The organism is Flavobacterium rarum (SeqCode) (assembly GCF_965234445.1).
Lineage (GTDB): Bacteria > Bacteroidota > Bacteroidia > Flavobacteriales > Flavobacteriaceae > Flavobacterium > Flavobacterium rarum.
Genome location: NZ_OZ248482.1, coordinates 1 through 23,115, shown reverse-complemented (window position 1 = coordinate 23,115; position 23,115 = coordinate 1). Strand labels below are relative to the sequence as shown.

Here is a 23,115-nt window from a genome sequence, read left to right as displayed (position 1 = left end):
ATTCGTTTTTGTAATTAATTTGAATGATAAATATTCAATAGATATATCAAAGTAGAATATCTTCTTTTACTGATTACTTTAATTTTACAATAATTTTAAAACCTCCTATTTTTTCCATGAATGATATTGTCTCTTGATGTAAATAATAAAGTCGGCTTAAAAAGTGAGCACGATAAAGTTTATTTGATAAATCTTGAAATAGACCTTGGTTTATAATCACCCCAAGGCATTAGACGTTTTGTAGGATAAGATACAAACAAAAATCTTTTGGAGCGAGTAAAGGCAACGTAAGCGTTATTTTTTTCTTGTTGCAATTCAAGTCCTCCTTTATTTACAGCCCTGTAATCAGGAAATGTACCTTCATCCATTCCTATTATAAACACAATATCACTTTCCTGACCTTTCATGGTATGGACAGTACTTAAAGTAATACCATTTTCATTTTTAGGATGATTTGTAATCCCTAGTGAAATTGAGTTTTTAAAACCGCTCAAAGTTCTTTTTTGATTCTTCATTTGATAAGTTTTCCAATTACTATAAAATTCATCTATATCCTCAATAATAAGTTTTCTATCATCGTCTGTTAAACCATCAACTTTATTTTCTTCAAACAATTTTCTAAACTTTTTAATTTCTAAAGAAAGATTATCTATTGTTAGAGTATTTACAAAACTTAATGAATATATTGACTCAGGAAACTTAGATGATTTAATCATTTCTTCATTATATACATCTGATATATTGAGTAACTTTTCAAGCCTACTCAAATGGAGTTTGTCAGAAGGATTTATTTTTATGCGAAAATAGTAATCGAAAATTTGCATAAGCGTACTACTAAATTTCAAACCTATATTTCCACTTTTATAAAAATAAGGCATTTTATTTTCTTTTAGCAATGACTCTACATTTTTAAAAACGTATTTATTTCTGGCTAAAATTGATATATTATCGTAATTAATTTCTCCCTCAATGTCTTTATGCTTTTTTAATTCGATTAACTTTTTGATTTTATCAACAACGAAATTTGCTTCTTCCTCTTCATTTAACAAGCCATTTATTTCAACAATTCCATCGATTACGTAATTAACTGCTTCAGCTTGCAAGCCCATTAATTTATTTGATGCTTCAATAACACTTCTGGAACATCTATAATTTTCAGTTAGTGTATAAACTGTTGCTCCAAAATCTTCTACAAAATCATTCTCCATATAATCGGAGGTAGAACCATTAAAAAGATATATTGCCTGATTTGGATCCCCAACCATCATTATATTTTTATTCTCATTACCAACCAAAGCTTTTAGTAGATAATATTGGGATTTATTTAAGTCCTGAGCCTCGTCTAAACACACATATTCGTATGTTTTACGGTAAAGATTAGCAACCGATTCATTATTTATTAATAATTGATAGATTAATAAAATTAGGTCATCAAAATCTATAGCATTGTTTGACTCTAATATGTCTTGGTATTCTTCATATAAATTACGAAATTCTTCGTTTTCAGAATTAGATATAAGTTCCTCTGGAGATATTAATTCTCTTTTGACTTGAGAAATAAAATTCAAAGCTTTGTATTTGTATTCAAACAATTGTTTTCCCTCTAAACCGGAATATATCTCTTGAAAATATGGAATTTGAAAAATAGCTTGTTCTATCAACTCAATTCTATCTGAATCTTCTTCAAAAATATGTGGCATTGAAGAGTAACCCAATAATTTAAAGCGTAACTCCAAAATTGATTGACAAAAGCTATGAAAAGTACCAACAAAAACTTTTTCTTTTACCCTTTCAGATGTTCCAAGTCTTTCTTTTAATTCTTCGCCAGCTTTATTTGTAAAAGTAATGGCTAATACTTTTCCCTTAGATATATTAACTATTCGCTTTATCCTTTCCGTTAGAACTCTCGTTTTTCCACTTCCAGCACTTGCTTTAATTAAGTATGCTCCCCCATCAAGATTTACAATTTCCTGTTGATTTTTAGATAGTTTAATGCTATTCATTTCCTGTTGGATTTAATTTTTTACTAACCTCCTCAAATAGTTCAACAATCTTTGCAGGCATCTCTTTAACACTGTTATATATTAATTCAGATAATATAGGAGGATATTTGGTTTTGCTGTCTGAAAGTAAATCATTCAAGGCTAACAAACGACCACCATAAACGTTATAATCTCTCAAAACATCTTCGAAAATATTTTGATTACATGTTTCACAAATATTTGCGGTTTTATTGCGATTCTTTAGAGTTCCATCTTTCTCAATAATTTTATCTTCTAATCTGCCTTGTAGTAATTCATTCAAGCATAATTCTATTTCGTCTTGAAAGCCACATCTTAATAAATAGTTTTCAAAATCATCTCCATCATCAAAAAAACAAATATTTTTATAATTAAGTAAGTCAATATCTTCGTTTGAATTAGTGAGTTTCTTTAAATCTTTTTTAAGTTTTTTTAATATTGGGATTTCTCCGTCACTTAAAACATACCAATTTATTCCTAATTTTTCTGCAAAGTTTATGAAAGGAAAATAATTCCCTCCACCTCCAATACCAACTATATCAATACCTAACTCAATTACATCCTTACCAAAATGTTTCTTAATTAAAAGAGGAAGTGATTGTTCTTCCGTTTCACCTTCACATAATATTATTGCTTTTGAAAAAAACAGTTCCCCTCTTGTATTAACAACATGTCGTTCAATTTTTCTTATATCCTCTGGGGAGAATTCAGTAACTTCAATTTTTTTTATTTCTACATTTGAACTATTTTTTGTCAATGAGCGAATTTCCTTTAGTTCTGCAGAGCCTGCAATATAACTTGAATGTGTTGAGATGATTTTTTGTCCAGGAATAGATTTTAATTGAGAATATAACTTCTTTTGTGCATTGGGGTGCAAGTGTGATTCGGGTTCTTCAATAGCAATAATCGGGAAATACATCTTTTCACTTGCTTCAAATTTTCTCTTGTAATATTGTAAAAAAGATTTTAGCACCAATAAAGAAGACCAACTTCTTGTTCCCATTCCGTGATAATCCATTGAAAATTCGGAATAAGTAATATTAACACCTTTGTTAAGATCCTTTAATTTCTTTGTAAAAGGCGTAAGACTTACTGTGTTTTCTGGATTATCCATAGCCGTATCAAGATCTAAAAGAGTTGATTCTATATTTGAAAGCACATCACTACTTTCTATGGTACGTCTATTCAACTCTTTAATTAATTCTTCAATAGCTTCTTTATCATTGGAATCGTATTCTATTGTAGATAATAATCTACCAAAATAAGAGGTTTTTGATTTAATATCATCCAATATATCTCTATTAGCATCAATGTAGAAAAATGGAATTTCATCAAAATAGAAATTCAAATCTTTATCATATTCGTTTTCGTACCAAGAAATACCTCCATCTTCAAATTTTGCCCACTCGTCAATGATATATTGTTTTTTTCTGTATGTTTTTTTTGAAAGATCTTCTTCAATTATTGTTCGGAAACTAAGAATTTGTTTTCCTTCGTCTGTAAGGGTAATTCTATCAGTTGTTATAACAGAATGCCAATCATCTTCAAACTCATCGATTTGTAAAAAGTCACCATCAACCGGAATCATAAGTACATCGATGATTATTTTATTTGACATTCTTGCTTCACAATAAAAAAAATCATCAATAGAAATTGATAAAGAATTACTTAAAGCAAGCTGAAGTGCTTTTAAAAGAGTTGTTTTTCCAGAATTATTACTCCCTACTAAAATTGTATTAGGTTCAAAATCAATCTCAATATTTTCAAGTCCTCTAAAACCGTATATTCTTACTTGCTTTAATAAAATTCCCATATTTAATTTCTTTTACTTTAATTAGTCTTTACGGATTATCTTTTTCTTATGAAAGGGAGGCGGTTTTGGAAAAACAGATGAATTTAAAAATAAGAATCGTCTGCCTAAAGTTTACAACTCCCTAACAATCTCTAAAAAGTTTTTAGCAGTATAACAACCCTCAACGTTTTTATTCTCGAAAACCATAAAATATTTATAGTTCTCTCCTGATTTTTCAGCCCATTTTTTGCCTAAAACATTTTTTGCTTTACTGTCATCATTGTCTAGGAAATCGCCTTTGGTTTCCACTAAAATGATGTTTTGTTTTTGTGTGTAAAGAATAAAATCGGGGTAGTGATTGTTGCTAAAACCGTTTAGATAAAATCCTTTATCTTTGGTTACTGAATTTCTATGCCAAAACAAAACATTTTCTTGTGAAGCAATATCCATAATCAAACGTTGTTCAAAATTATTCATATCGCCTTCACGTTCGTAAAGTGATTTGTCAATTTTAGCCCCTTCTTTTGTGTGAATTAGTGTTTCTTTAAACTTGAAACTTGGCTTTACAATTATTTTATTGGTGTCCAACAATCTACTAAATTCTTCTTTTGCATGTTGGTTTGATAATTCTAAAATCTTGGCTTTTATTTTGTAGACGTAATTGTATTCATTGTTTACCGCATCAATAATCTCTTCTGTAGAAAATTCACTGAAGATACGCTCGATGTATTTCTTGATTTCTTGTTCTGGAATTGGTGTCATATTACCAATTTTACCCACCATTATACTTGTAATATCTTTAACCTGCTTTTCCTTTGGTTTGGCTACAATGGTATCAATCAATATTTTTTTTGCTTGAATACTAAATTTAGAAATTATAGCATCTTTACGAACTTCATCATAATCGACCTTTACAATGTCGGCACTAACACTGTTAAAATCAATTTCAATATCTTTTGAAGACAATTTGAAGGTACTTAATAACTGGTCTCTATTCAAAAAAACTTCTCCTTGACTTAATTCGTCAAAAATTAATTCGCGACTTAAAACATCTGTATCTAATTTTTTGTAAAACTGAGGTAACTCTATATTTTCGGCTACTTGATGAAAATGTTCAACTATTTTGTAACGTTTTGGTTCTTTTCCCATTTCTCTTAAAAGGTATTCGGTACTATCTCCTGTGTCTTCATTTAATCTTGTATCAAATGCATTTCCTTGTTCGATAGCTTTTTGAGTAATTTGATTTATTGTTGAATTCGCAGTGGGTGTAAACTCTTTTTCTAAAGGATCAAATTGAATTGCACCTATATTGATATTTGTAATATCGTTATCATCAAACTGTTCACTAGATTTGTCTTCGTTTGAAGTTCCAAACAAATCTCTATCTAAGGCTTCCTTGTCTGATATTGGCGCAACATTGTTTTCAGGGATAATTTCTTCGGCATAATAGTCTTTATTGCTAAATCCTGCATCTTGCAGTCCTTTGACAATATTATCCAAGGTTTCATTGAATTTAGCAGAAGCTGTTAAAACAAAAGACAAATTTAATAAGGGTTCTTTATGCTTTAATACATAAGGCTGACGCAATACTCTCCCTAAAATTTGTTCTACTTCTACTGCTGATGATTTGTCTGCTAATGAAGCCAAAATATAGGCAAATGGACAATCCCATCCTTCTTTTAGTGCATTGATTGTAATAATGTATCGAACTGGGCAATTTTCATCCATTAGGTCGATTCCTTTCAACTCATCTAAACCACTTACTTTTATTTTGATTTGCTCTTCAGGAATTTTTAACTCAATTAGTTTCTCTTTAATCTTAGTATAGGTTGTATTGTCACTTCCTTTAATATTGGATTGTGCCTGAAAAAGAATAATTGGTCTTATCTTTTTGCCACCTTCTAAAGATTCTTGAATTGCTAGCTGTTCTAATTGTCTTTGTAAATGTAAAGCACTATTGATTACTTCTTCTTTGCGGCTGTGGTTATAGACAATAACTGGTAATTTTACCATATGCTCTTTTTTCAATTCGATAGCATTGACATAACTAACAATATTGCTGTTCTTTTTTGGCGTAGCGGTTAAATCTAATACAAATGATGGATTCAAATTTTGCAACATTTCAACACTCAAATCACTTTCGGCATTATGACTTTCATCAACAATAACCAATGGATTTAGACTTCGAATAATATTGATTAAAGCACTTTCGTCAGTGTCAGGTAAAACCAAATCTTGCTCAACAACAGTATCTCTAAATGCTTCCAAGGAGCCGTTTTGTTGGTATATTTTTCGGTCGTCTTTTTTCTTGGAATTAATTCGTAAACTACTAAAATTGAATACAAAAATATTCAACTGTTCGGAAACGGATGTTGGATTAAAATTAGCTCCTTGCAACAAACTTTCTTTTTCATACACTTCCACACTATGATTAAATAAAGTGTTTAATTTTTGGCGGTAAGGATGAGATGAATCAGATAAACTTGAGGCTGTTTGTTGTAATAAGTTACTCCATGGCACTAACCAAACCACCGCTTTTGGTCTGCTACTGTCATAAGTACTAAAAATAGAGTGTATGGCATTGCAGGCAATAAATGTTTTTCCTCCAGCGGTTGGAACTTTTATTGCTATGTGTGGTGTATTAAGAATGTTGTCTTTGTAGGGAACCATTCCGCTATATGTACCATCAAGCTTTAATTCGTATGGTCCAACTTTGTCTTCCCAATAGTGTTTGAAGGCTTTTGCTGGGTTAGCATACTTTTGAAGGTATTCTAAAAATAATTCTAGATCAGTAATTACTTGTTGCTGATAGGATTTTAACTCCATTTATTTTTTATTTGCTTTTTATTCCTGTTTTTGCATTGAGTTCTTCATACCGTTTGGATGAAGGAAATCGAGAAACGCAAGCCTAGATGCTTTGCGTTTTTTGCTTTTTATAACTTTTTGTTTTCTAAAGTGGTCGAATTCGACCACTTTAAATAGTTTCTAATTTTGAAATCCAATTTTGAAATCTTAGGCATTTATTTCTGATTCTTTCTAATCCGATAACAGACAATAGATCAATACCCGATTGTTTTTTATTAAATCTACGAATGTGCCTAATTAATCTTTTAGAAGGAGCTGTAACAGTGCTGTCATTTATATCTTCTGGATTTAGATAATCATCACATATTTTTTTGAGAGCATATAAATCTGCTTCCTCTTCGTCATAAAGCAGTTCGAAAGCATTGTAGTCAGAAAAAACAAGTGCCTCAAATTCATGTAATTGAATGTAAGGGATAAATTTTATCTCGGCTACAATATCAAAACCCATGCTTTTTTCTAAGAGTTCCATTCGGGCTGTCTTATCTGATATTAATTTTGAATCTGCCCAATTTGGAAATTTATGACTTTTGTCTATACCATAATAATCCAAAAAGGTTGTAATCGTGGCTTCGGGATATTCTTGATTTATTTTATTGATTTGATCTTTTATGTTTACCCATTTCGTTATTCCTCCATCCTTGGATTGAGCCGTTAATTCATAATATAAGGCTATCTGAAATTTTTTTAAATGAGGTTCTAAAATGTCTTTACAAAATGCTAATTCAGAATAACCCTCGCAAATAATAAAAATTTTCTTCATACTATTGAGGTTGTCCTGAATTAATAATATTTCGTTTCCATAAATCACCTAATGCATAATCTTCTAACCATAAAGATAAATTTTCTCTGCTGAGTCTTGTAAATTCTGTTTTTCCTTGCATTTGGTCAACCGTTAAAACATCTTCGGGATTGAAATTATTAATTAAATCGGTAGATTGAGTCGCCATTATAATTTGACAATCGTCGTTTGCAGCTCCTTGTATCATTCCTGACAAAATACCAATTGCCCATGGATGTAAACCTAATTCAGGTTCATCAATGATAATTGTTTTAGGCAGAATGGGTTGCATAAACAAAACTGCTAAAGCAATAAAACGTATAGTACCATCGGACAAATCATTTACACCATAAATAAAAGAACTGTATTTGTCTTGCCAAAACAAGCGAATAGTCCCTTCATTGTCTGGAGTTAAAAAAAAGTCGTTAAAGTATGGAGCAATTCTTTGAATTACCATTTTAATACGTCGGTATGTTTTTGGTCTTTCCTCTCTGATTCGGAACAAAATTGCTGCTAAATTTCTACCATCGTTATACAGCATAAAAGAGTCCTTATGTACATTAGACGGTAAATTGAAAGGAGAATTTTTGCCAGTATCGTGAAAATGGTATTTTTTTAAACTATCTAAATATTCTCTGATATATTGCGCTCTTGGTTTTGTATTGTATCGTAATTCCGCTTCGGTATCATAATTACATATTTCTATTGGAGACCCAAAATAATGACTGTCATACCATAAAATTTCGGAAGTAAAGATAAAATGAGGGTCGCCCTTTTTAAGATTAAACGAATAATGATTTTTATTAAAACCAATTTTAGAATATAATTCGATACTATTTGTTTCGCCTTTATGAAGCATTTTTTCAACACCTCCATTTAGTGCTACATATTCTTTTAATTTCCCTTCGTAAAGGTTGTTTAGAAATTCAAAAAAAGACAATAAGTTACTCTTTCCTGCACCATTTGATCCAATAAGGATATTAATAGGTTTGAGTTCTATTTTTGTATCCTTTATAGATTTGTATCCTTTTATTTCTATATAATCCATTTTGTTAGATTTGAAATTATTATTTTAAAAATGCAAGCATTCAAAAACTATTTTTTTCCTTTCCCCAATCCCTTGACCACTTTGTCGAAATCGGAAATGATTTTTTGAGTTTTGTTAAACGTATCGTATTCTTTTATCGCTTTTTTGTCAGCGGTAATCTTTTTCATTTTTCCTTTTCCTTCTAAGACTTTGTAGTCGTTGAAAGTAAGGAATTTGTTAACACTACTAGCTAACCCTTGCATTGTAAAAGTATTCTCTCTTTCTATTAAGCCTTCAATATAATCGAAATAGCTTGTAACAGTTCGTTCTAATTGCTTGATTTCTTTTTCTTGCAAATAATTCTTAGCAACAATAACATCTGACTTTAGTATTCGTCCAGCAGGTGCGTTTTTCCAAGAGGTTAATCCCATATTTTCCTTTTTGCTATCTGCTGTTTTAGATATTATTTCAGCTGCTGTTTTACCAGTGATTGCAAAATGAAATTTATTCTGAACCATTGCATAAAAGTTCTTTGTTATTTCTGAATTTTTATCATAATCGATACAGCACTCTGCAAAAATATCGGTTACTTGTTGGTATATTCTTCTTTCGCTCGCACGGATAGAACGTACTCTTTGTAGTAATTCTTTAAAATAATCTTTACCAAAAAGAGTTTGCCCTTGTTTCAATCTATTATCATCAAGCACAAAACCTTTGATTATAAATTCTTTTAAGGTTTGCGTCGCCCATTTTCTGAACTGAACGGCTTTTACCGAATTTACTCGGTAACCCACCGAAATTATGGCATCGAGATTGTAGTGTTTAGTTTTGTAATTTTTCCCATCAGATGCAGTTGCCGAGAAAACCTCGGTAACTGAATTTTCTTCCAACTCATTGATTTCGAAAATATTTTTTAAATGCAAGGAAATATTATCAGCAGAACAATCGAAAAGTATTGACATTGCCTTTTGAGACAACCAAACGGTTTCGTTTTTCAATAAAACATCTACCCGAATTTCTCCGCTTGGTGCGGTATATAATATAAATTTACTTAATCCTTCTTCCATAATTCAAATAGTATAGTCTAAAACCTCGTTATATCTCTCGGAATTTTTTTGAAAATGATGTGATGCTTTAGCATAAAATCTTTTTCGAGTAAGCAGTTATCTGCATAAATGATATATTGACTGGCTTTGTGTTTTATTTTGGCCATAAAATCATAATCTACCGTTGTAATCGCATCTTTAATGTAATAAAAATAATAATCTGTTTGGTCTTTTGAACCTATGCGATAGTTTTCTTTTACAAGTGAATGCGCTGTTGGGTTGTAAGATGTTCTTGTTTCGGAATACCAAATGTATTTTAAAATATTTTCTAACCCTACAGCTTCATTAAGTACCTCTTCCTCCAAAAACAAGGGATCGCCCAACTCATAATAATCAAAACTTCCTCCTGTGCCTTCTGTTTTTTTCTTGTCTTCACCATAGCCATTAATTACTCGTTTCACTCTTTCGGCAGTAATAGTATTGGCGTAATCTTCCATTTCTATCAAAATGAATTTTCTATTTCCGCCATCTTGTTTATTCAAATTCAAGACTGCATGGGCTGTTGTTCCTGAACCCGCAAAACTGTCAAGGATTAATGAGTCTTTGTCAGTTGCTTGTTGCAAACAATATTCTATAAAATCAACTGATTTAGGAGTGTCAAAAGTTTTTTCTTGAAATATTTTTTTTAATTGCAGTGTTCCAGCTTCGCTCGAAAATTCTGAACCGTGCCAAAATGATTTTGGTTTTATCCTTTTGTTTACTCCTTCTTTTTCTAAATAATCTTTTTGAAATACATCATATTCATTTCTTGTTTTGACCTTTTGAGATAAAAGTTCATCAATCCTTTCATTTGCTGTGTCTTTACCCCATCGCCATCTTCCATCTTTTCCATCAGATAATTTTGGTAATATCTCAATATCATCATTTGTTATCTTATTCAAGGAAAGGGTTTTATTTTTTTCATTATAATAAAAAGGGTAGAACATATTAGGTCGGTCTTCCCTTAAAGCACCTGATCCTCTTTTTCTTAGTCCTTGTAATCTAAAAAAACCTTTTTCATCATTTAGTTTATATTCATCTATGTATTCATTTGGAACCACAACACCATTCGTAATAAAATTCCCTTTGTGAAAAATTAATAAACTCTCGTGTGCAGTTGCAACAAATTTATCATCGCTTCTCCCTTTGAAATTATTTACAACTGCAATATTCCCTACAAAATTATTTCCGCCAAAAATCTCATCACAAAGCAACTTCAAATATGCTTGTTCATTATCGTCAATACTAATAAAAATAGCTCCGTCTTTTGCTAATAGTTTGTGTAATAGTTTTAATCTTGGGTACATCATACACAACCATTTGTCGTGGCGTGTTAAATCTTCTCCGTCTTTACCTACTACTTCGCCTAACCATTTCTTGATTTTAGGATGGTTTACGTTATCGTTATACACCCAACTTTCGTTTCCTGTGTTGTAAGGAGGGTCAATATAAATACATTTTATTTTGCCTTCATATTCTGGCAATAGGCTTTTTAGGGCTTCGAGGTTGTCACCATGAATGATTTTGTTGCCACTTTCGTTAGGTTCAGATTGTTGTACACCATCAGCAAAGCTATATTGTGGCTCTAGTATTTTGTAGGGTACGTCTTGGTGATGGTTGATTACTTTTTCTTTTCCGATCCAGTTTAATGTAGGCATTGCGAGTCGCTAGTTTTGTTATGATTTTTTTGCATTTGAATTGTGTCGACAGTGTCGGCACAATTCATTTTTTTTCTTACACTAACATAAATTATAACTTAATTGCAAAATATGTTAGTGCCAATCAACAAACATACAAAAATGCAATTGATTGTAAAAGGAAGTTACTTGAATATCGTGGGCAGTATAACCCAAAAAAAAGTGCATAAGATTATTTATATAAAATATAAAATATAGCTTTTTTATTACTTATTTCTGTTAAATGAAGTATAGTATAGTTGAAGTAAAAGAGGGTTGTTTGAACAATAAATTTCATAAACCCTTTGCAAACCCTTTGCAACTTTACCCCATCCTTTGCAAAGCCGTTGCATCCTCTCCAACCCTCCAATTCCTAAATAAAAGCTTTTGATCTTTGAGTTCAAGAAACAAAAGAAAGCCTGATACGCTATGCAAGAACGAAACGAAAATGGACATTGATAGCTTGTTACAACGAAAACTATTAGGCGGTCAAGAGTACGAGCCGTTGTTTCCTAAAGTTGCTTGTGATAAAACAAAATTAGGCAACGGCAATACTTTTGATACCGTTCGGATGATAAAGGAAATGGTAGTTAAGTACAACGACCAAACCAAACAAGTTGCAACGCTTTTGCAAAAGGAGACTTTAAAAGAAACCTGCGACAAAATCTATTGGTTTTTGTACCATCACATTCAGTACAAGGCGGATGGCATGGAGCAAAATTTAAGAAGTCCAGCCTGTGCATTCAAGCAACGAACCGAAGGAGTTGATTGCAAAACCTATTCGATTTTTGCCAGTTGTTTGCTAGTGAATTTAGGGATTAGACATTACATAAGACAAATAAAACAACCGAGTTTTCGCCCTGATTTATTTACCCACGTGTATGTCATTGTGCCTTTGAATCAGGAAACAGGCAACATAAGCGAAGGCTATTTTATCATTGACGGAACGACGAATAATAACCGAGAACCCATACATACCATGGCACACGACACCGAAGTTAATTTACCTCATTTTGGATTGAATGCCCCCAAAGGCAATCGCAAAACCGTTGCAAAGAAACCGCATTTCTTTGCAAAGCCTTCTTCAAATGTGGTGGTGGTATCGGCTATTGTGGCGGTAATTGGAGGAGCGTTTGTATTTGGAAAATCAAATTAAACTATGCAGTATGATAATTATAAATGATGGCGGAGTAGGATTAGGAAAATCCAAGTTCCTGAGAAAAATTAGGCTTCGAGACGTGAGCTTAAAAAACACAATCAAGGTAGCGAAGTTTGCTGCACCTATAGCAGCGAGTTTTATTCCTGTTGGCGGTGGCGTAGCTTCCAAACTAATGGATTCTAAAACGGGTAGATTGGTTCGAAAAGTAGCCAAATCCAAGGCCGTAACTAAGGCGGTGCAATTGTCAAAAACACCTATTGGAAAACAAGTGGTAGATACGATTAAGAACCGTCCGAGACCACAATTGACCACGGTAAACGAGATCACGCCTGCTTCATTTGCAACCCCTGAAATGGGGAATGAACAAAGGCAAAGTGCCGATACGAGTTCGTATCAAAGTGAAGTAAGTGAAAGCAGTACGACTGAGAAAGAACCCGTTGGCGAGTTAATGCCCATTAAACCCGTTGAGCAAAAACCAAAAGACAACACCATGCTTTATGTAGTGGGCGCGTTGGTTTTGGGCGGAGGAATTTACATGGCTACAAAAAAGTAAAACGTAATTAAATCAATAAAAGTAAGATGAATAAAGAAGTAGCAATCATTGGTGGTGGAGTTGTTGGAGGTGCGGTATCAAATGGCGTTAGCACTTTATTACCCCAATCCGAAAGTCCGATTATCAATATCGTTTTGGCAGGAGCTTCGGCTTTTGGAGCCACAAAAGTCAGAGGAACATCCACAAAAGATAATCTTTTGAAAGGTGCTTTGATGGGTTCAGCTGTGGTGCAAGCCTTGACAGGAATCAAAAAAATAGCCGATAAAAGTTTGAGTAGCAAACTTACAGGCGATAGTAAAGCCACCCGATTTATCAAAGGAGCTGTAGGCTTGGCTTGTCCTTGTGACGAAGGTTTGCAAGGTACTTTCATGGGAGGCGATGGTCAAATTTACCAGTACGATGAAAACGGCTTGAACGGCACTTTCATAGACGAAGCAGGAAATGTTTTTGAAATGAATAACGGTCTTAATGGCGCATTGGAAGACGAATTGTACGACCACGGATTGCAAGGACCAGAAGCCAATATTTACGGAATGGAAGACGAAAGCGGTCTTAACGGTTCCGATGAAGAAGATTTGTATTCGGAATTATACCAATAGCAAAAACAAACAAACTAAATCTTGACTCCCCTTTCCTTTGGAGAGGGGTCGGGGGTGAGGAAAACAATCAATCATCAATCAAAAAACAATCAAATGACTAGAAGAGTAGAATTAGCGTCAGCGGTAGCGACAATCAAGGCTAAAAGAAATGGTGGAATTCCAAGAGTAGGGCAATTAAAATTGACCGACAAAACTCTTTACTTAAATGTGAAGATCAAAGGAAATGCAGGTATTGTAAATCTAGTAGATGTCAACACTAGAAGAGAAGTTGGAATTACCAACATTGATGGAAACAAATTAAACGCAGGCCGTGACTACATTTTGGATAGCATGCGTGTTTTGGTGGGAGCCACGGGTTCCGACGATTTGAAGAATGAAACTTGGGTAAGTCCATGGAGCATTACAGGACAAAACAGTTTGCCTAAAGCCTTTTTAGGAGCTGAGTTCCGAATTAACCAAGACAGAAATCAATTGGTAGATATGCCAATCACCGATTTATGTCAAGATGGATTTGTGTCTTCTTTCAGAAGTTTATCCACTTCGCCTTTGATTCGTTCGAATATGGAGTTTGAAATGGAAATCGAATACCCAAAAGGTGTTTCCGTTCCGGCTGACCAAGAGTACAACATTCGAATTGAAGTAAGAGCACACCAAGCGCAAGTTTAATCCGTAAAGGTTCAATTTATAAAGCCGTATCCGTAATGTTTACGGCTTTTTTTCAACACTATTCACTATGGCAGTAAGAGAAAAAGTAATCAATTTATTGATTCCAACCGAAGGAAATGAAGCAATGCTTACCACGGCTTTAGATGTGGGTTTTATACTGGGAGCCGAATTGCATACCAACCACAACGACCCTGATAATTTTGCCGAGTTTGGAATTTATGATGATAGTGGCGTAGCGTTTTCAAAACCTACTCACGTGAATCATTGGAAACGAAGAGAAGGCGCAGGATTTGAGGATAGTTACAAACCCTTGCTTTTTGATACCGAATCCAAAACCTTCACTTTCAAAGCAAAGACGGCAAAATCAGTAGATAAAGACACCTATTTTCATTTGATTTTGATGTACAAGATAAATCCATCTAGCTGTTAAGACCACTCAAATGAAACAAGACATCCTAATAATTACAACAGGAGTAGTTTTTTTAAAACTCAAAAAAGATCAGGACATCACCATTGATGATGTAACTACTTTGCAAGTAATCAATAATGGATTTGTGCCTGTATTTATAAATGATTTGGAATTGGCTAGTAAGGAGCGATTAACGATTGTAGTCTCGGATGGTTCAACTTCAAAAGTGGAATTGTCCATTCGATTTGCACCAACGGATACCAATGGTTCGAGTGAATTTTCAAAATTCAGTTGGAACAAAAAAGAACTAGATATTGTCTATAAAAAATTAATACGATGCAGGAATTAGATCATCTCATAGAAAAATTAAACACCGACCAGTATTCGGCAGTTTCGGTTTTCGATTTAGATACCAATTCATTTGTGTTTCGCAACAAAACCCATGCTGAAATCACAGCTGATGAAGGAACGGCAGAACAGTTTTTTGAAACCCTTTTTGCCAACGGTCACAAGCGATTAAGTTTGAGTTTGAAGCGCAAAAACGGAAGTACGTTCAAAATTGATGGTCAAAGTTTTGAAGTCAATTTTTCAAAAGATACTTCGGAACCAATACCAGCACCTCAAGCACCCAATGTGCCACAACAGCCAACTGATTTTTTTCAGAATTCGTATGGTTTAGGAACACTGGACATGATTAATTTATTTGTAGCCAAAGGCGATGCCCAACGATTGTTGACCGAAAATGAAGTCTTGAAAGCCGAAAATAAAGAGTTCAAAAAGCAAAATGAAGAGCTGAAAGAAGAACGCTTGGCATCCAAATATGACATCAACAAAAGCAAAGGCAATCAAGAAATGTTGTTAGGAGCCATTCAGCAATTGCCCGCTTTAATGAGTTTTGTCAAAGGTACACCGCCTGTAGGTTTGGGAAATGCAGTGGAAAGTTTCACTTCGCCAGCTAAAAAACAATTTGCAACGGCTTTGCAAAACATAGACGATTCAGTGGTAAACGTCCTAGATAACATCAACAACGGATTGAATTCTAATGCTGAATTCTCGAATGAATTAGCAGAATTATTAAAAAAACATCACTTATGGGAAGCGTAAAACAAAGCATTCAAATCGAAGTGGTTGCCAAAACCCCTTTTGAGTTAAAACCAAAGACATCGGCAATCAAAGAACTCGCCAAACTCGATGCAGAAGTATTGACCAAGTTGGCGGAACTATCCAAAAATAAATCAGCCATCACCCAATTGAAAACCAATTTTGAGATGATAAAAGGGTTTTTAACGGCATAAAACAAAAGGAAGATGGAAAGTACAATGAGGTTGAGCCCAACAGGAATGACCGTTTTGAAAGTGGCACTCTTGGGCGGAATTTTTGCCTTTGCCTACTATAAAATTTTCAAAGGATTCCAACAGTTACTAGCCGACAAAAGATACAAACCAAGCAATATCAATGTAACCCAAGCCAAAGCAAGAGCCGAAGCCATTTACACGGCATTGCTGGGTTTTGGAGCCAATTACAAAACCGTAGAGAACAACTTAACAGGTTTGAATCACAACGGGTTTATTATGGTGTACAATGAGTTTGGAGAGCGAAGAAGTGCCACGTTGGTTAAGATGAATTTAGTAGAATGGTTGCAAGATCAGTTCAATGAAACCGACATTGCCAAGTTGCGATTTTTAATAAAAGGATTTTTCTAATGACAAATAAAACGAAAATACTACTAGGCGTATCGGTTTTGGTTATTGGAACAGGGATTTTTTTTCTAACCAAGAAGAACAAAAACGGACAATCGGTTTTAGGTGGAGGAACTAAATATATTGATGAAGGCGATGTGAATATGATTCCAGTTTTTTCAGCCAGTCAAAAAGCCACAGCCTTGTACAATGCCATGAACATTTACACAGGAACAGACGAACAAACCATCATTGAGGAACTAACAGGTGTTACACAAGCCCAATTCGGATTAATTAGTAAAGCGTTTGGACTTAGGAATTACAACCGCTATTTGGGGTACAATACCATTGGCGGAACTCCATTGCCTTTGAAAACTTGGTTGAGAGAAGAACTGAATGATGCTGATTATCATTTGTTGCGAAAAAAATTTCCAATGTATTTATAATGTAGAATATGAAAGTGAGCAAAGAAAATAAAGTACTACTAGGAACAGCAGTAGTTGGAGCGGGAATTTTAGGTTTTCTGTATTGGAAGAAAAAGAAAAAAGAAGCCGAAGAGGATTTGATGGTTTATACTCCAGAACCCGTAGCACCATCAACCCCAAAAGTAACCATTCAACAACCCGTAGTTGGAGCCGTTTTAGACAAAAACAAACTATTGTTTAAAGGAAGTAAAGGGCTTGAAGTGCGAGAATTGCAACGTTTGTTGGGCGTTAAAATTGATGGTGATTTTGGAAATATGACCAAAGCAGCACTATTGGCCAAAAAGGGAGTGACCAAAATCAGTCTCAATGGATATGCTAAAAAGAAAGTAGCCAGTAAAGCACAACCAACCGCTTTTGTTTTGCCCAAAAAAGGACAAAAAGTAATGGCGATTCAAAATGATGTGAGCGTTTTCAATGCCCAAAAAACAGCCGAAGGAACTTATTTCAATACAGGAACCAAGCCTTTTATCGGTGGAAGCTTTGATTATGGAGAACATATCGGCGTGTTTGTCGCTTCAAAAGTGGGCGGTCAATATTTAATCAACCGTAATGGGGTGTATTATTTTGTGAATGGCAATGCCGTAAAACCATATTAAGATGAACTCAGAAACCAAAGTTGTACTCGGAGCAGTAGCCATCATTGGATTGTTGTTGCTCATGGGAAATAAAAACAGTGAACCACAAAAAGTAGTATTGTAATGGCAAATTTCAATTTATTTCTACCCGAATTACTAAAAGCGGAAGGAGGGTATCAAAACAAAATTTCCGACCGTAAAGGCAATACCAATTCCCTTGGGCAAATGGTGGGGACCAAGTACGGAATATCAGCACCCGTTTATGAAACGTATATCAAACGCCCGCCAACGGTAAGCGATATGAAAAATCTGCCTTTATCTACAGCGGTTTTGATTGCTAAAAAATATTACTGGGATGCTTGCAATGCCGATGAAATTGAAAATCAATCGGTGGCGAATCTTATTGTAGATCATTATTTCAACTCGGGAAAACGAATGTTTGTCAAGCAAGTGTTGAAAGACCGATTTGGAGCCAAAATAAAAGTAGACAGCAAGATTTCAAGAGATACCATTGCGCTCATAAACGCATCGAATCCAAAGTTTTTGCATTTCGAATTAAAAAAATCCCGAGAGAAGTATTACCGAAGCTTGGGCGGTGTAAATTTAAGAGGATGGCTCAATCGTTTGTCTCGTTTTGTTTTCGAAAAAAAAAAGCCCAAACCGAATAATCACCCAACTGCTTCTGCCAAGTCTAGTTATAGCTACGCTTGGGATTGGCTCGTATTTACTAACAAAAAAGCATTCCAAAAATGAAAAGTACCTTCTTAAATAGTATCAAAGAATATCAGGATTATTTCCTTTTTCTCATTGTGGTTTTGGCTGGCGTTTTTACCAAAGTGTATAATGCCATTTCCAAGGGTAAAAGGCCTACGTTGAGTTGGTTTCTTGCTGAAGGCATTATGAGTTTTTTTGTGGCTTTCTCGGTATATGCTGTTTGCGACCAGTATTTGAATTTGAATAAAATTCTAACCTATGTCATTTGTGCTTGGGGAGGTTCCTTTTCCACCTTAATTCATAGTGAGGTTGAAGACTTAATTAGTAGCTTTTTTGATGTGCTAAAAAGTGTCATAAAAGCAAAATTTAGATAACCATGAATCCAAATTATCAATCCGAGAATCCATTAAAAACCTTTTTGCAAACGCTATTGGTTTTGGGTTTAGTTTTCTTGCTTACCCTTTTAATGAATGGGTGCGCTTCAAAACCCCTAGAAAAAACACATACCATCGAACGAGTGGTAACCTACAAAGCGGATAGCTTGAAAGTAACGGTTGTCAACCAAGCCGTTTTAGATAGTTTATTTATTCAGGTTTTCAAAGTGAAAACCCTAAAACCCGAATGTGATAGCATCACACAAATGACCCTTGACCAACTTTTGATGCAGCTCAATAGCAAAAAGAAATCAGGAGATAATGCAATGGGTATTTATTACGATACCATAAAAAAAGTGATCGTGGGTTGGCAGAAAATGGTGCAAACCCAAAGCGAAAAGTCAGCGAGTAACAAAACCACAAACGCCATAGCCATTGAAAAAGAAAAAGTTCAAGTGCCTGTGAAATACATTCCCATTTGGGTTAAGATTTTGGCGATTTTGGGAGGTATAAGTCTTGGTGTTTTGGTGTGGCGAGTAGCTAAAGTTTGGGTGTAATTGTTTTAATAATCACAAAATGAGTGTACGAAAAATTATCATCGGTGTGGGTATAGTGGCAGTAGTTGGCTATTTTTTATTGGGCAATAAAATCAAGAAAATCATTGAGCAGTTTCAATTCGTGAAAGTGTATCCAGTGGCTTTCAAAAAGTTTGATGTCAAATGGAATGATGGTGTTCCCTTTGTGACGTTTCTTTTGGATTTGAAAATGGTTAATCCAACCCAAGTGAATTTTGATGCCAATATTGTTGCCGTGACCTTAAAACGCATTTTGTTTTATGACAAAAGAAATATGCTTTTTGGGAGTTCCGAAGTGAATATTAACTCGATCAATATTCCAGCCAATTCCAATATCATACTCAAAGAAATCCCTGTAAAACTAGATTTACAAACCGCTATTACCACCGCAATCACCATTTTACGAAATGATGGTTTCAAAATAAACGAGATTAGAACAGAAGCCGTAGTAAGCATTTTAGGAATCGATTATACACTTTCATAATATGACTTTAGCAGAAGAATTCAACAACTTAAACGGGAAAGTGATTACTAGAGAAACACTTGAAAGCTTATTAGTAAAATCCGAAAAAGAGCAAAATTCCACTATTTCTAACCGAATTAGAAAAGTGTTGCAAGCCTATACAGCCGATACTTTTTTAATTGAATTGCAACATACCGAATCCGCTTTTGGGTTAAATGGTGTGGATGTTCAAGGACATACAGGCTTGTTGAATGGTTTGGATTTTATTCCTGAATCCGAAGATATTGGATTGGGAAAACCCGTTTCTCCCGATGAAATCTATGATATGGTGACCAAGCGCATGATTGATTTAATCAAGGATGCTAACAAAGGCGATTACAAAAGAGCTTGGAAAGAAGAAGGCTATTTGGTTCCTTATAATTTCATTTCCAAAAAAGCCTATCGAGGTGTAAATGTGGTGATGTTGTCTCCGCTTTTTGGGATGTTGGATAATCCTTATTTTTTGACGTTCAAGCAAATTCAAGAGAAAGGCGGGAAAATCAAAAAAGGAAGTCATGGGTATCGTGTGATTTATTATTCAACCTACGACAAAGAATATTCCGATGCTGAAATTGAAAGATTGAATTCGGTAATTGAAGATAACAAATTAGAGAAAGGCGATAAAAAGACAGTCTATTTCTTGAAATACTACAATGTCTTCAACGGACAAGATATAGAAGGAATCGATTTTGATTTAGAAAATTTTCCGTTGTTAGGCAAAGTAGTGAACAATGAAATAGAAACTGGAAACAATCAGAAAATTGAAGTAGCCGAAGCGATAGTGAGAAACTATCCCAAGCCACAACCTGAAATTCGATTTACAGGAAGCAGAGCTTTTTATGTTCCAGCAAAGGATTTGTTAAGTATGCCTGAATTGTCAAAATTCAAAACTTCAGAGGATTTTTATAGAACCTATTTCCACGAGTTAAGCCACAGTACAGGACACTTTAGTCGATTGAAAAGAGATTTAGCCAATGAATTTGGGTCGGCTGAATATGCTTTTGAAGAGTTGATTGCAGAGTTTGGAGCCGTTTTTTTATCGGCACAAGCAGGGATTATGTTTTACACCAATAAAAACCATGCAGGCTATTTGAAAGGATGGAACGATGTGTTGTTACCAAATTTAGAAAACGACAATCGTTTCTTGATGAAAGCCAGTAGCCAAGCTCAAAAAGCAGCAGACTTTATTTTGCAACCCGATGCTAATGGTGATTTCTTGTTTGTAAAAGAACTTTTGAATAAAAAAGGGGAAGTAAGAAAAACAGTAACCAAGCGCGCTTCAAAAGCGCCAACCTCAAAAAAAGCATCAGTAATACCATCAAAAAAGTCAACCCAATCCAAAGTAAAAAAGACAGTTAAAAAGCCAATACCAAAAATCGATACGAATGCAATTGCTTCTTTAAGAGATATTGGAAATGGATTTTTGATGATGCATAAAATTGAACTTAAAGCCACGGAATATAAAGAAAGTAACGAAGTGGTTTTTGAGCCGAGAAGTTTTGGAAAAATCAATGTAGATGGATTAATAATCAACTACAACACCAAAACCAAAATTTTTGTAGTTGCAGAAATGCAAGCAGGTAAAAAGGAAGACCAAATTTGGGTGTATTTAGAAACTAAGCAATTTGTTATGGCTTTGAAAGAACTCATTAAAGGTAATAACAGAAAGCCTAAGAAAATTATTGATATGTCGGTGAAGACTAAAACAACTAAGAAAGTTGCCAAACCAAAACCAACAGTTGATAAAATTGAAACGGTAGAGGAACCAAAAATCGAAGGCGGGCAATATGCGCTTTTTGGAGTGGTTAAAGGAAACAAATCTAACCGAAACACTTTGGCTTATAAAATGGCAAACAAATCTAAAAACGTCAATTATTTTAGGATTGACAATACAGAAATGGTGCAGTTTTTAGGTCAAATTGAACGCAAGAAAAAAGAAAGTGTAGTGATTTCGTTAACAGGCGGACAAGGCTCGATGAAGACCAGAATGGCTTTTCAGTTTATGAATGCTATGGCACAAAATTACAAAGTGGGTCATGCCAGTATCGAAGAGCATCCTGAGAGTAATTTATATTTTGACAAAGCAGAGCAATATTTAAATGCCAAAGCTTTGAATCATATTGAAGCTCCCGAAGTGAAATCGCTACAGGATTTAGAACAACTCATTGCCAAAAACGATGTGATTGTCATTGATAGCTTTACTAAAATGCAAGAAATGCACAAAGGTTTTGAGGTAGATAAAGACTTGCGAAAAAAACACGATGGTAAATTGTTTCTAGTGATTTTTCAGCAAACTACCGATGGAAAAATGCGTGGCGGTAGCAAAAGTCAATTTGATGCGGATATTGTTTTATTTACCGAAAAGAAATCCGATTACCGAGAGAATTATGTCTATGCAGACAAAAACCGTTATCAAGACAAACCTTTGGACGGCTTGAAGTTCAATATTTTCAATAAGCGATTGATGCGAAGTGGAACAGAAACAGAAGCACCAACCGTATCCACTAGTAAAAGACGATTGTCATTTAGCGTAAATTAAGTATGGAAACGATCAAACAACTCGAAGCTAGATTGTTATTTGAAACCAAACAATCCAATGCCTTTAGATTTAAAAGAAACGAAGCTAAATCTATAAAGGAACAGAAAGCTTGGCAAGCCTTAATTGATTTAGCTGACCAAAGTAAAAAAGAACTTAAAACTAAAATTGAAATTATGAAAGCAGGATTAAAAAAACCAAGTGTGAGAGGTTTAAAAACCGTGTGTACTAGAGTAGTAAAGGCCACTGGCTTGAAAGTAGATGGTACACTAAAAAAAGGCTACAAATACATCAAAGGCGGTAAAGTAGTCAAAGTGATACAACCAAAAAAGCCAGTAAAAAAACGTGTGGTAAAAAGAGTTGCTAAAGCAAAAACACCAAAAAGGAGAGTAGTTCGAAAAAGAAAAGTTAGAAGAGCGGCTTAATTTCTAAGTATGAGCAAAATTGTAAAATTTGTAAAAGATAAAAACGGAAATGTCTTGTTGTTTCGCACACAAGACAATTTCCTAATTACCTCTTTTAGTCCGGCACAAAATGTGGTTGGTGTTCCTTCGTCTTCTTCTATGTTTAAAATCCAATCCGAAGCTTCATTTGGAAACAATCCTTTTGTAATGGATTATTTGCAGGTAGCTACTGAATTGTGTGAACCGATGATTATGGCTCAAAACTTCAATGCTTTTTTAATTGAATTATCCGAGAAATTCTTTTTTACCGAGAATTGTTGTGATGGTGGAACTGGAGAACAGGGCATTCAGGGAGAGCAAGGAATCCAAGGGGAACAAGGTATTCAGGGAATCCAAGGAGAAAAAGGCGAACAAGGAATTCAGGGTGTCCAAGGAGAACAGGGCATTCAAGGCACAAAAGGAGATAAAGGGGAACAAGGACTTCAGGGTATTAAAGGCGAAAAAGGCGATCAGGGTATTCAAGGAGAAAGGGGAGAACAAGGAGTACCAGGAACAGGAACTTCGGGACCAATTCCCAATCGATTCGAACCCAATTCTGGGTATAGTCCAAACTATGATGGGTATTCATTAATGGATTATAT

General features: G+C 34.3%; 24 protein-coding genes and 1 pseudogene. 18 read left to right on the top strand and 7 right to left on the bottom strand.

Going from position 1 to position 23,115, the window contains the following annotated elements; all coding sequences use genetic code 11:
* Nucleotides 1-179: 179 nt before the first annotated feature.
* From AC8GF4_RS05280 to AC8GF4_RS05250, 7 genes are all read right to left on the bottom strand, one after another.
* Nucleotides 180-2,003 carry an ATP-dependent helicase gene (locus tag AC8GF4_RS05280; protein WP_506593176.1) on the bottom strand — a complete coding sequence of 608 codons (1,824 nt, stop codon included), beginning with the start codon at nt 2,001-2,003 and terminating at the stop codon, nt 180-182.
* On the bottom strand, nt 1,996-3,834 hold the full coding sequence (locus AC8GF4_RS05275; protein ID WP_506593175.1) for an ATP-dependent nuclease: 1,839 nt from the start codon (nt 3,832-3,834) through the stop codon (nt 1,996-1,998). Before AC8GF4_RS05275 ends, AC8GF4_RS05280 begins: the two co-directional genes overlap by 8 nt.
* A 111-nt stretch (nt 3,835-3,945) precedes the next feature.
* Nucleotides 3,946-6,639: a DEAD/DEAH box helicase gene (locus tag AC8GF4_RS05270; RefSeq protein ID WP_506593174.1), complete on the bottom strand. Its 2,694-nt coding sequence runs from the start codon at nt 6,637-6,639 to the stop codon at nt 3,946-3,948.
* Between the two features lie 148 nt (nt 6,640-6,787).
* Nucleotides 6,788-7,438: a DUF4276 family protein gene (locus AC8GF4_RS05265; RefSeq protein WP_506593173.1), complete on the bottom strand. Its 651-nt coding sequence runs from the start codon at nt 7,436-7,438 to the stop codon at nt 6,788-6,790.
* Nucleotide 7,439: 1 nt separating this feature from the next.
* Nucleotides 7,440-8,504 carry an AAA family ATPase gene (locus tag AC8GF4_RS05260; RefSeq protein ID WP_506593172.1) on the bottom strand — a complete coding sequence of 355 codons (1,065 nt, stop codon included), beginning with the start codon at nt 8,502-8,504 and terminating at the stop codon, nt 7,440-7,442.
* 47 nt (nt 8,505-8,551) lie between these two features.
* Nucleotides 8,552-9,550 (bottom strand): virulence RhuM family protein, encoded by a 999-nt coding sequence (locus AC8GF4_RS05255; RefSeq protein WP_506593171.1) that lies wholly within the window; start codon nt 9,548-9,550, stop codon nt 8,552-8,554.
* 17 nt (nt 9,551-9,567) lie between these two features.
* Complete coding sequence (locus AC8GF4_RS05250; protein WP_506593170.1) at nt 9,568-11,226, bottom strand: site-specific DNA-methyltransferase; 1,659 nt, start codon at nt 11,224-11,226, stop codon at nt 9,568-9,570.
* Nucleotides 11,227-11,692: 466 nt separating this feature from the next.
* Here AC8GF4_RS05250 and AC8GF4_RS05245 point away from each other — a divergent pair, with 466 nt between their 5' ends.
* From AC8GF4_RS05245 to AC8GF4_RS05160, 18 genes and pseudogenes are all read left to right on the top strand, one after another.
* Nucleotides 11,693-12,400 carry a hypothetical protein gene (locus tag AC8GF4_RS05245; RefSeq protein WP_506593169.1) on the top strand — a complete coding sequence of 236 codons (708 nt, stop codon included), beginning with the start codon at nt 11,693-11,695 and terminating at the stop codon, nt 12,398-12,400.
* 10 nt (nt 12,401-12,410) lie between these two features.
* Nucleotides 12,411-12,956 carry a hypothetical protein gene (locus AC8GF4_RS05240; protein WP_506593168.1) on the top strand — a complete coding sequence of 182 codons (546 nt, stop codon included), beginning with the start codon at nt 12,411-12,413 and terminating at the stop codon, nt 12,954-12,956.
* Between the two features lie 26 nt (nt 12,957-12,982).
* The gene (locus AC8GF4_RS05235) at nt 12,983-13,555 is read left to right on the top strand and encodes a hypothetical protein (RefSeq protein ID WP_506593167.1); all 573 of its coding nucleotides are present in this window, start codon (nt 12,983-12,985) and stop codon (nt 13,553-13,555) included.
* A 93-nt stretch (nt 13,556-13,648) separates the two neighbouring features.
* Nucleotides 13,649-14,221: a hypothetical protein gene (locus AC8GF4_RS05230; protein WP_269223623.1), complete on the top strand. Its 573-nt coding sequence runs from the start codon at nt 13,649-13,651 to the stop codon at nt 14,219-14,221.
* Nucleotides 14,222-14,288: 67 nt separating this feature from the next.
* Nucleotides 14,289-14,651 (top strand): hypothetical protein, encoded by a 363-nt coding sequence (locus tag AC8GF4_RS05225; protein WP_342691464.1) that lies wholly within the window; start codon nt 14,289-14,291, stop codon nt 14,649-14,651.
* A gap of 10 nt (nt 14,652-14,661) precedes the next feature.
* Nucleotides 14,662-14,979, top strand: coding sequence for a hypothetical protein (locus AC8GF4_RS05220; RefSeq protein ID WP_506593165.1), 318 nt, complete (start codon nt 14,662-14,664; stop codon nt 14,977-14,979).
* Nucleotides 14,967-15,734 carry a hypothetical protein gene (locus tag AC8GF4_RS05215; protein WP_506593164.1) on the top strand — a complete coding sequence of 256 codons (768 nt, stop codon included), beginning with the start codon at nt 14,967-14,969 and terminating at the stop codon, nt 15,732-15,734. The genes AC8GF4_RS05220 and AC8GF4_RS05215 overlap by 13 nt, the downstream gene beginning before the upstream one ends.
* Complete coding sequence (locus tag AC8GF4_RS05210; protein WP_064714427.1) at nt 15,722-15,925, top strand: hypothetical protein; 204 nt, start codon at nt 15,722-15,724, stop codon at nt 15,923-15,925. The genes AC8GF4_RS05215 and AC8GF4_RS05210 overlap by 13 nt, the downstream gene beginning before the upstream one ends.
* A gap of 12 nt (nt 15,926-15,937) precedes the next feature.
* The gene (locus tag AC8GF4_RS05205) at nt 15,938-16,333 is read left to right on the top strand and encodes a hypothetical protein (protein WP_506593150.1); all 396 of its coding nucleotides are present in this window, start codon (nt 15,938-15,940) and stop codon (nt 16,331-16,333) included.
* Complete coding sequence (locus AC8GF4_RS05200) at nt 16,333-16,755, top strand: hypothetical protein (protein WP_506593163.1); 423 nt, start codon at nt 16,333-16,335, stop codon at nt 16,753-16,755. Before AC8GF4_RS05205 ends, AC8GF4_RS05200 begins: the two co-directional genes overlap by 1 nt.
* A gap of 8 nt (nt 16,756-16,763) precedes the next feature.
* Nucleotides 16,764-17,390: a peptidoglycan-binding domain-containing protein gene (locus AC8GF4_RS05195; RefSeq protein WP_506593161.1), complete on the top strand. Its 627-nt coding sequence runs from the start codon at nt 16,764-16,766 to the stop codon at nt 17,388-17,390.
* A gap of 102 nt (nt 17,391-17,492) precedes the next feature.
* Nucleotides 17,493-18,122: a glycosyl hydrolase 108 family protein gene (locus tag AC8GF4_RS05190; protein ID WP_506593160.1), complete on the top strand. Its 630-nt coding sequence runs from the start codon at nt 17,493-17,495 to the stop codon at nt 18,120-18,122.
* Complete coding sequence (locus AC8GF4_RS05185; RefSeq protein WP_506593159.1) at nt 18,119-18,457, top strand: hypothetical protein; 339 nt, start codon at nt 18,119-18,121, stop codon at nt 18,455-18,457. The genes AC8GF4_RS05190 and AC8GF4_RS05185 overlap by 4 nt, the downstream gene beginning before the upstream one ends.
* Nucleotides 18,458-18,459: 2 nt before the next feature.
* Complete coding sequence (locus tag AC8GF4_RS05180; RefSeq protein ID WP_506593158.1) at nt 18,460-19,014, top strand: hypothetical protein; 555 nt, start codon at nt 18,460-18,462, stop codon at nt 19,012-19,014.
* 19 nt (nt 19,015-19,033) lie between these two features.
* Entirely contained in the window at nt 19,034-19,516 is a 483-nt protein-coding gene (locus AC8GF4_RS05175) for a hypothetical protein (protein ID WP_064714434.1), read from the top strand.
* A 1-nt stretch (nt 19,517) separates the two neighbouring features.
* Complete coding sequence (locus AC8GF4_RS05170) at nt 19,518-22,073, top strand: zincin-like metallopeptidase domain-containing protein (RefSeq protein ID WP_506593156.1); 2,556 nt, start codon at nt 19,518-19,520, stop codon at nt 22,071-22,073.
* A 2-nt stretch (nt 22,074-22,075) separates the two neighbouring features.
* A complete protein-coding gene (locus tag AC8GF4_RS05165) occupies nt 22,076-22,495 on the top strand; it encodes a hypothetical protein (protein ID WP_506593154.1) in 420 nt (139 codons plus the stop codon).
* A gap of 9 nt (nt 22,496-22,504) precedes the next feature.
* Nucleotides 22,505-23,115, top strand: a pseudogene (locus tag AC8GF4_RS05160) (hypothetical protein); the annotation flags it as partial.

Bases quoted from the DNA above. Each gene is read 5' to 3' on its own strand.
- AC8GF4_RS05280 (WP_506593176.1), bottom strand. From the start codon at position 2,003: ATGAATAGCATTAAACTATCTAAAAATCAACAGGAAATTGTAAATCTT.
- AC8GF4_RS05275 (WP_506593175.1), bottom strand. From the start codon at position 3,834: ATGGGAATTTTATTAAAGCAAGTAAGAATATACGGTTTTAGAGGACTT.
- AC8GF4_RS05270 (WP_506593174.1), bottom strand. From the start codon at position 6,639: ATGGAGTTAAAATCCTATCAGCAACAAGTAATTACTGATCTAGAATTA.
- AC8GF4_RS05265 (WP_506593173.1), bottom strand. From the start codon at position 7,438: ATGAAGAAAATTTTTATTATTTGCGAGGGTTATTCTGAATTAGCATTT.
- AC8GF4_RS05260 (WP_506593172.1), bottom strand. From the start codon at position 8,504: ATGGATTATATAGAAATAAAAGGATACAAATCTATAAAGGATACAAAA.
- AC8GF4_RS05255 (WP_506593171.1), bottom strand. From the start codon at position 9,550: ATGGAAGAAGGATTAAGTAAATTTATATTATATACCGCACCAAGCGGA.
- AC8GF4_RS05250 (WP_506593170.1), bottom strand. From the start codon at position 11,226: ATGCCTACATTAAACTGGATCGGAAAAGAAAAAGTAATCAACCATCAC.
- AC8GF4_RS05245 (WP_506593169.1), top strand. From the start codon at position 11,693: ATGGACATTGATAGCTTGTTACAACGAAAACTATTAGGCGGTCAAGAG.
- AC8GF4_RS05240 (WP_506593168.1), top strand. From the start codon at position 12,411: ATGATAATTATAAATGATGGCGGAGTAGGATTAGGAAAATCCAAGTTC.
- AC8GF4_RS05235 (WP_506593167.1), top strand. From the start codon at position 12,983: ATGAATAAAGAAGTAGCAATCATTGGTGGTGGAGTTGTTGGAGGTGCG.
- AC8GF4_RS05230 (WP_269223623.1), top strand. From the start codon at position 13,649: ATGACTAGAAGAGTAGAATTAGCGTCAGCGGTAGCGACAATCAAGGCT.
- AC8GF4_RS05225 (WP_342691464.1), top strand. From the start codon at position 14,289: ATGGCAGTAAGAGAAAAAGTAATCAATTTATTGATTCCAACCGAAGGA.
- AC8GF4_RS05220 (WP_506593165.1), top strand. From the start codon at position 14,662: ATGAAACAAGACATCCTAATAATTACAACAGGAGTAGTTTTTTTAAAA.
- AC8GF4_RS05215 (WP_506593164.1), top strand. From the start codon at position 14,967: ATGCAGGAATTAGATCATCTCATAGAAAAATTAAACACCGACCAGTAT.
- AC8GF4_RS05210 (WP_064714427.1), top strand. From the start codon at position 15,722: ATGGGAAGCGTAAAACAAAGCATTCAAATCGAAGTGGTTGCCAAAACC.
- AC8GF4_RS05205 (WP_506593150.1), top strand. From the start codon at position 15,938: ATGGAAAGTACAATGAGGTTGAGCCCAACAGGAATGACCGTTTTGAAA.
- AC8GF4_RS05200 (WP_506593163.1), top strand. From the start codon at position 16,333: ATGACAAATAAAACGAAAATACTACTAGGCGTATCGGTTTTGGTTATT.
- AC8GF4_RS05195 (WP_506593161.1), top strand. From the start codon at position 16,764: ATGAAAGTGAGCAAAGAAAATAAAGTACTACTAGGAACAGCAGTAGTT.
- AC8GF4_RS05190 (WP_506593160.1), top strand. From the start codon at position 17,493: ATGGCAAATTTCAATTTATTTCTACCCGAATTACTAAAAGCGGAAGGA.
- AC8GF4_RS05185 (WP_506593159.1), top strand. From the start codon at position 18,119: ATGAAAAGTACCTTCTTAAATAGTATCAAAGAATATCAGGATTATTTC.
- AC8GF4_RS05180 (WP_506593158.1), top strand. From the start codon at position 18,460: ATGAATCCAAATTATCAATCCGAGAATCCATTAAAAACCTTTTTGCAA.
- AC8GF4_RS05175 (WP_064714434.1), top strand. From the start codon at position 19,034: ATGAGTGTACGAAAAATTATCATCGGTGTGGGTATAGTGGCAGTAGTT.
- AC8GF4_RS05170 (WP_506593156.1), top strand. From the start codon at position 19,518: ATGACTTTAGCAGAAGAATTCAACAACTTAAACGGGAAAGTGATTACT.
- AC8GF4_RS05165 (WP_506593154.1), top strand. From the start codon at position 22,076: ATGGAAACGATCAAACAACTCGAAGCTAGATTGTTATTTGAAACCAAA.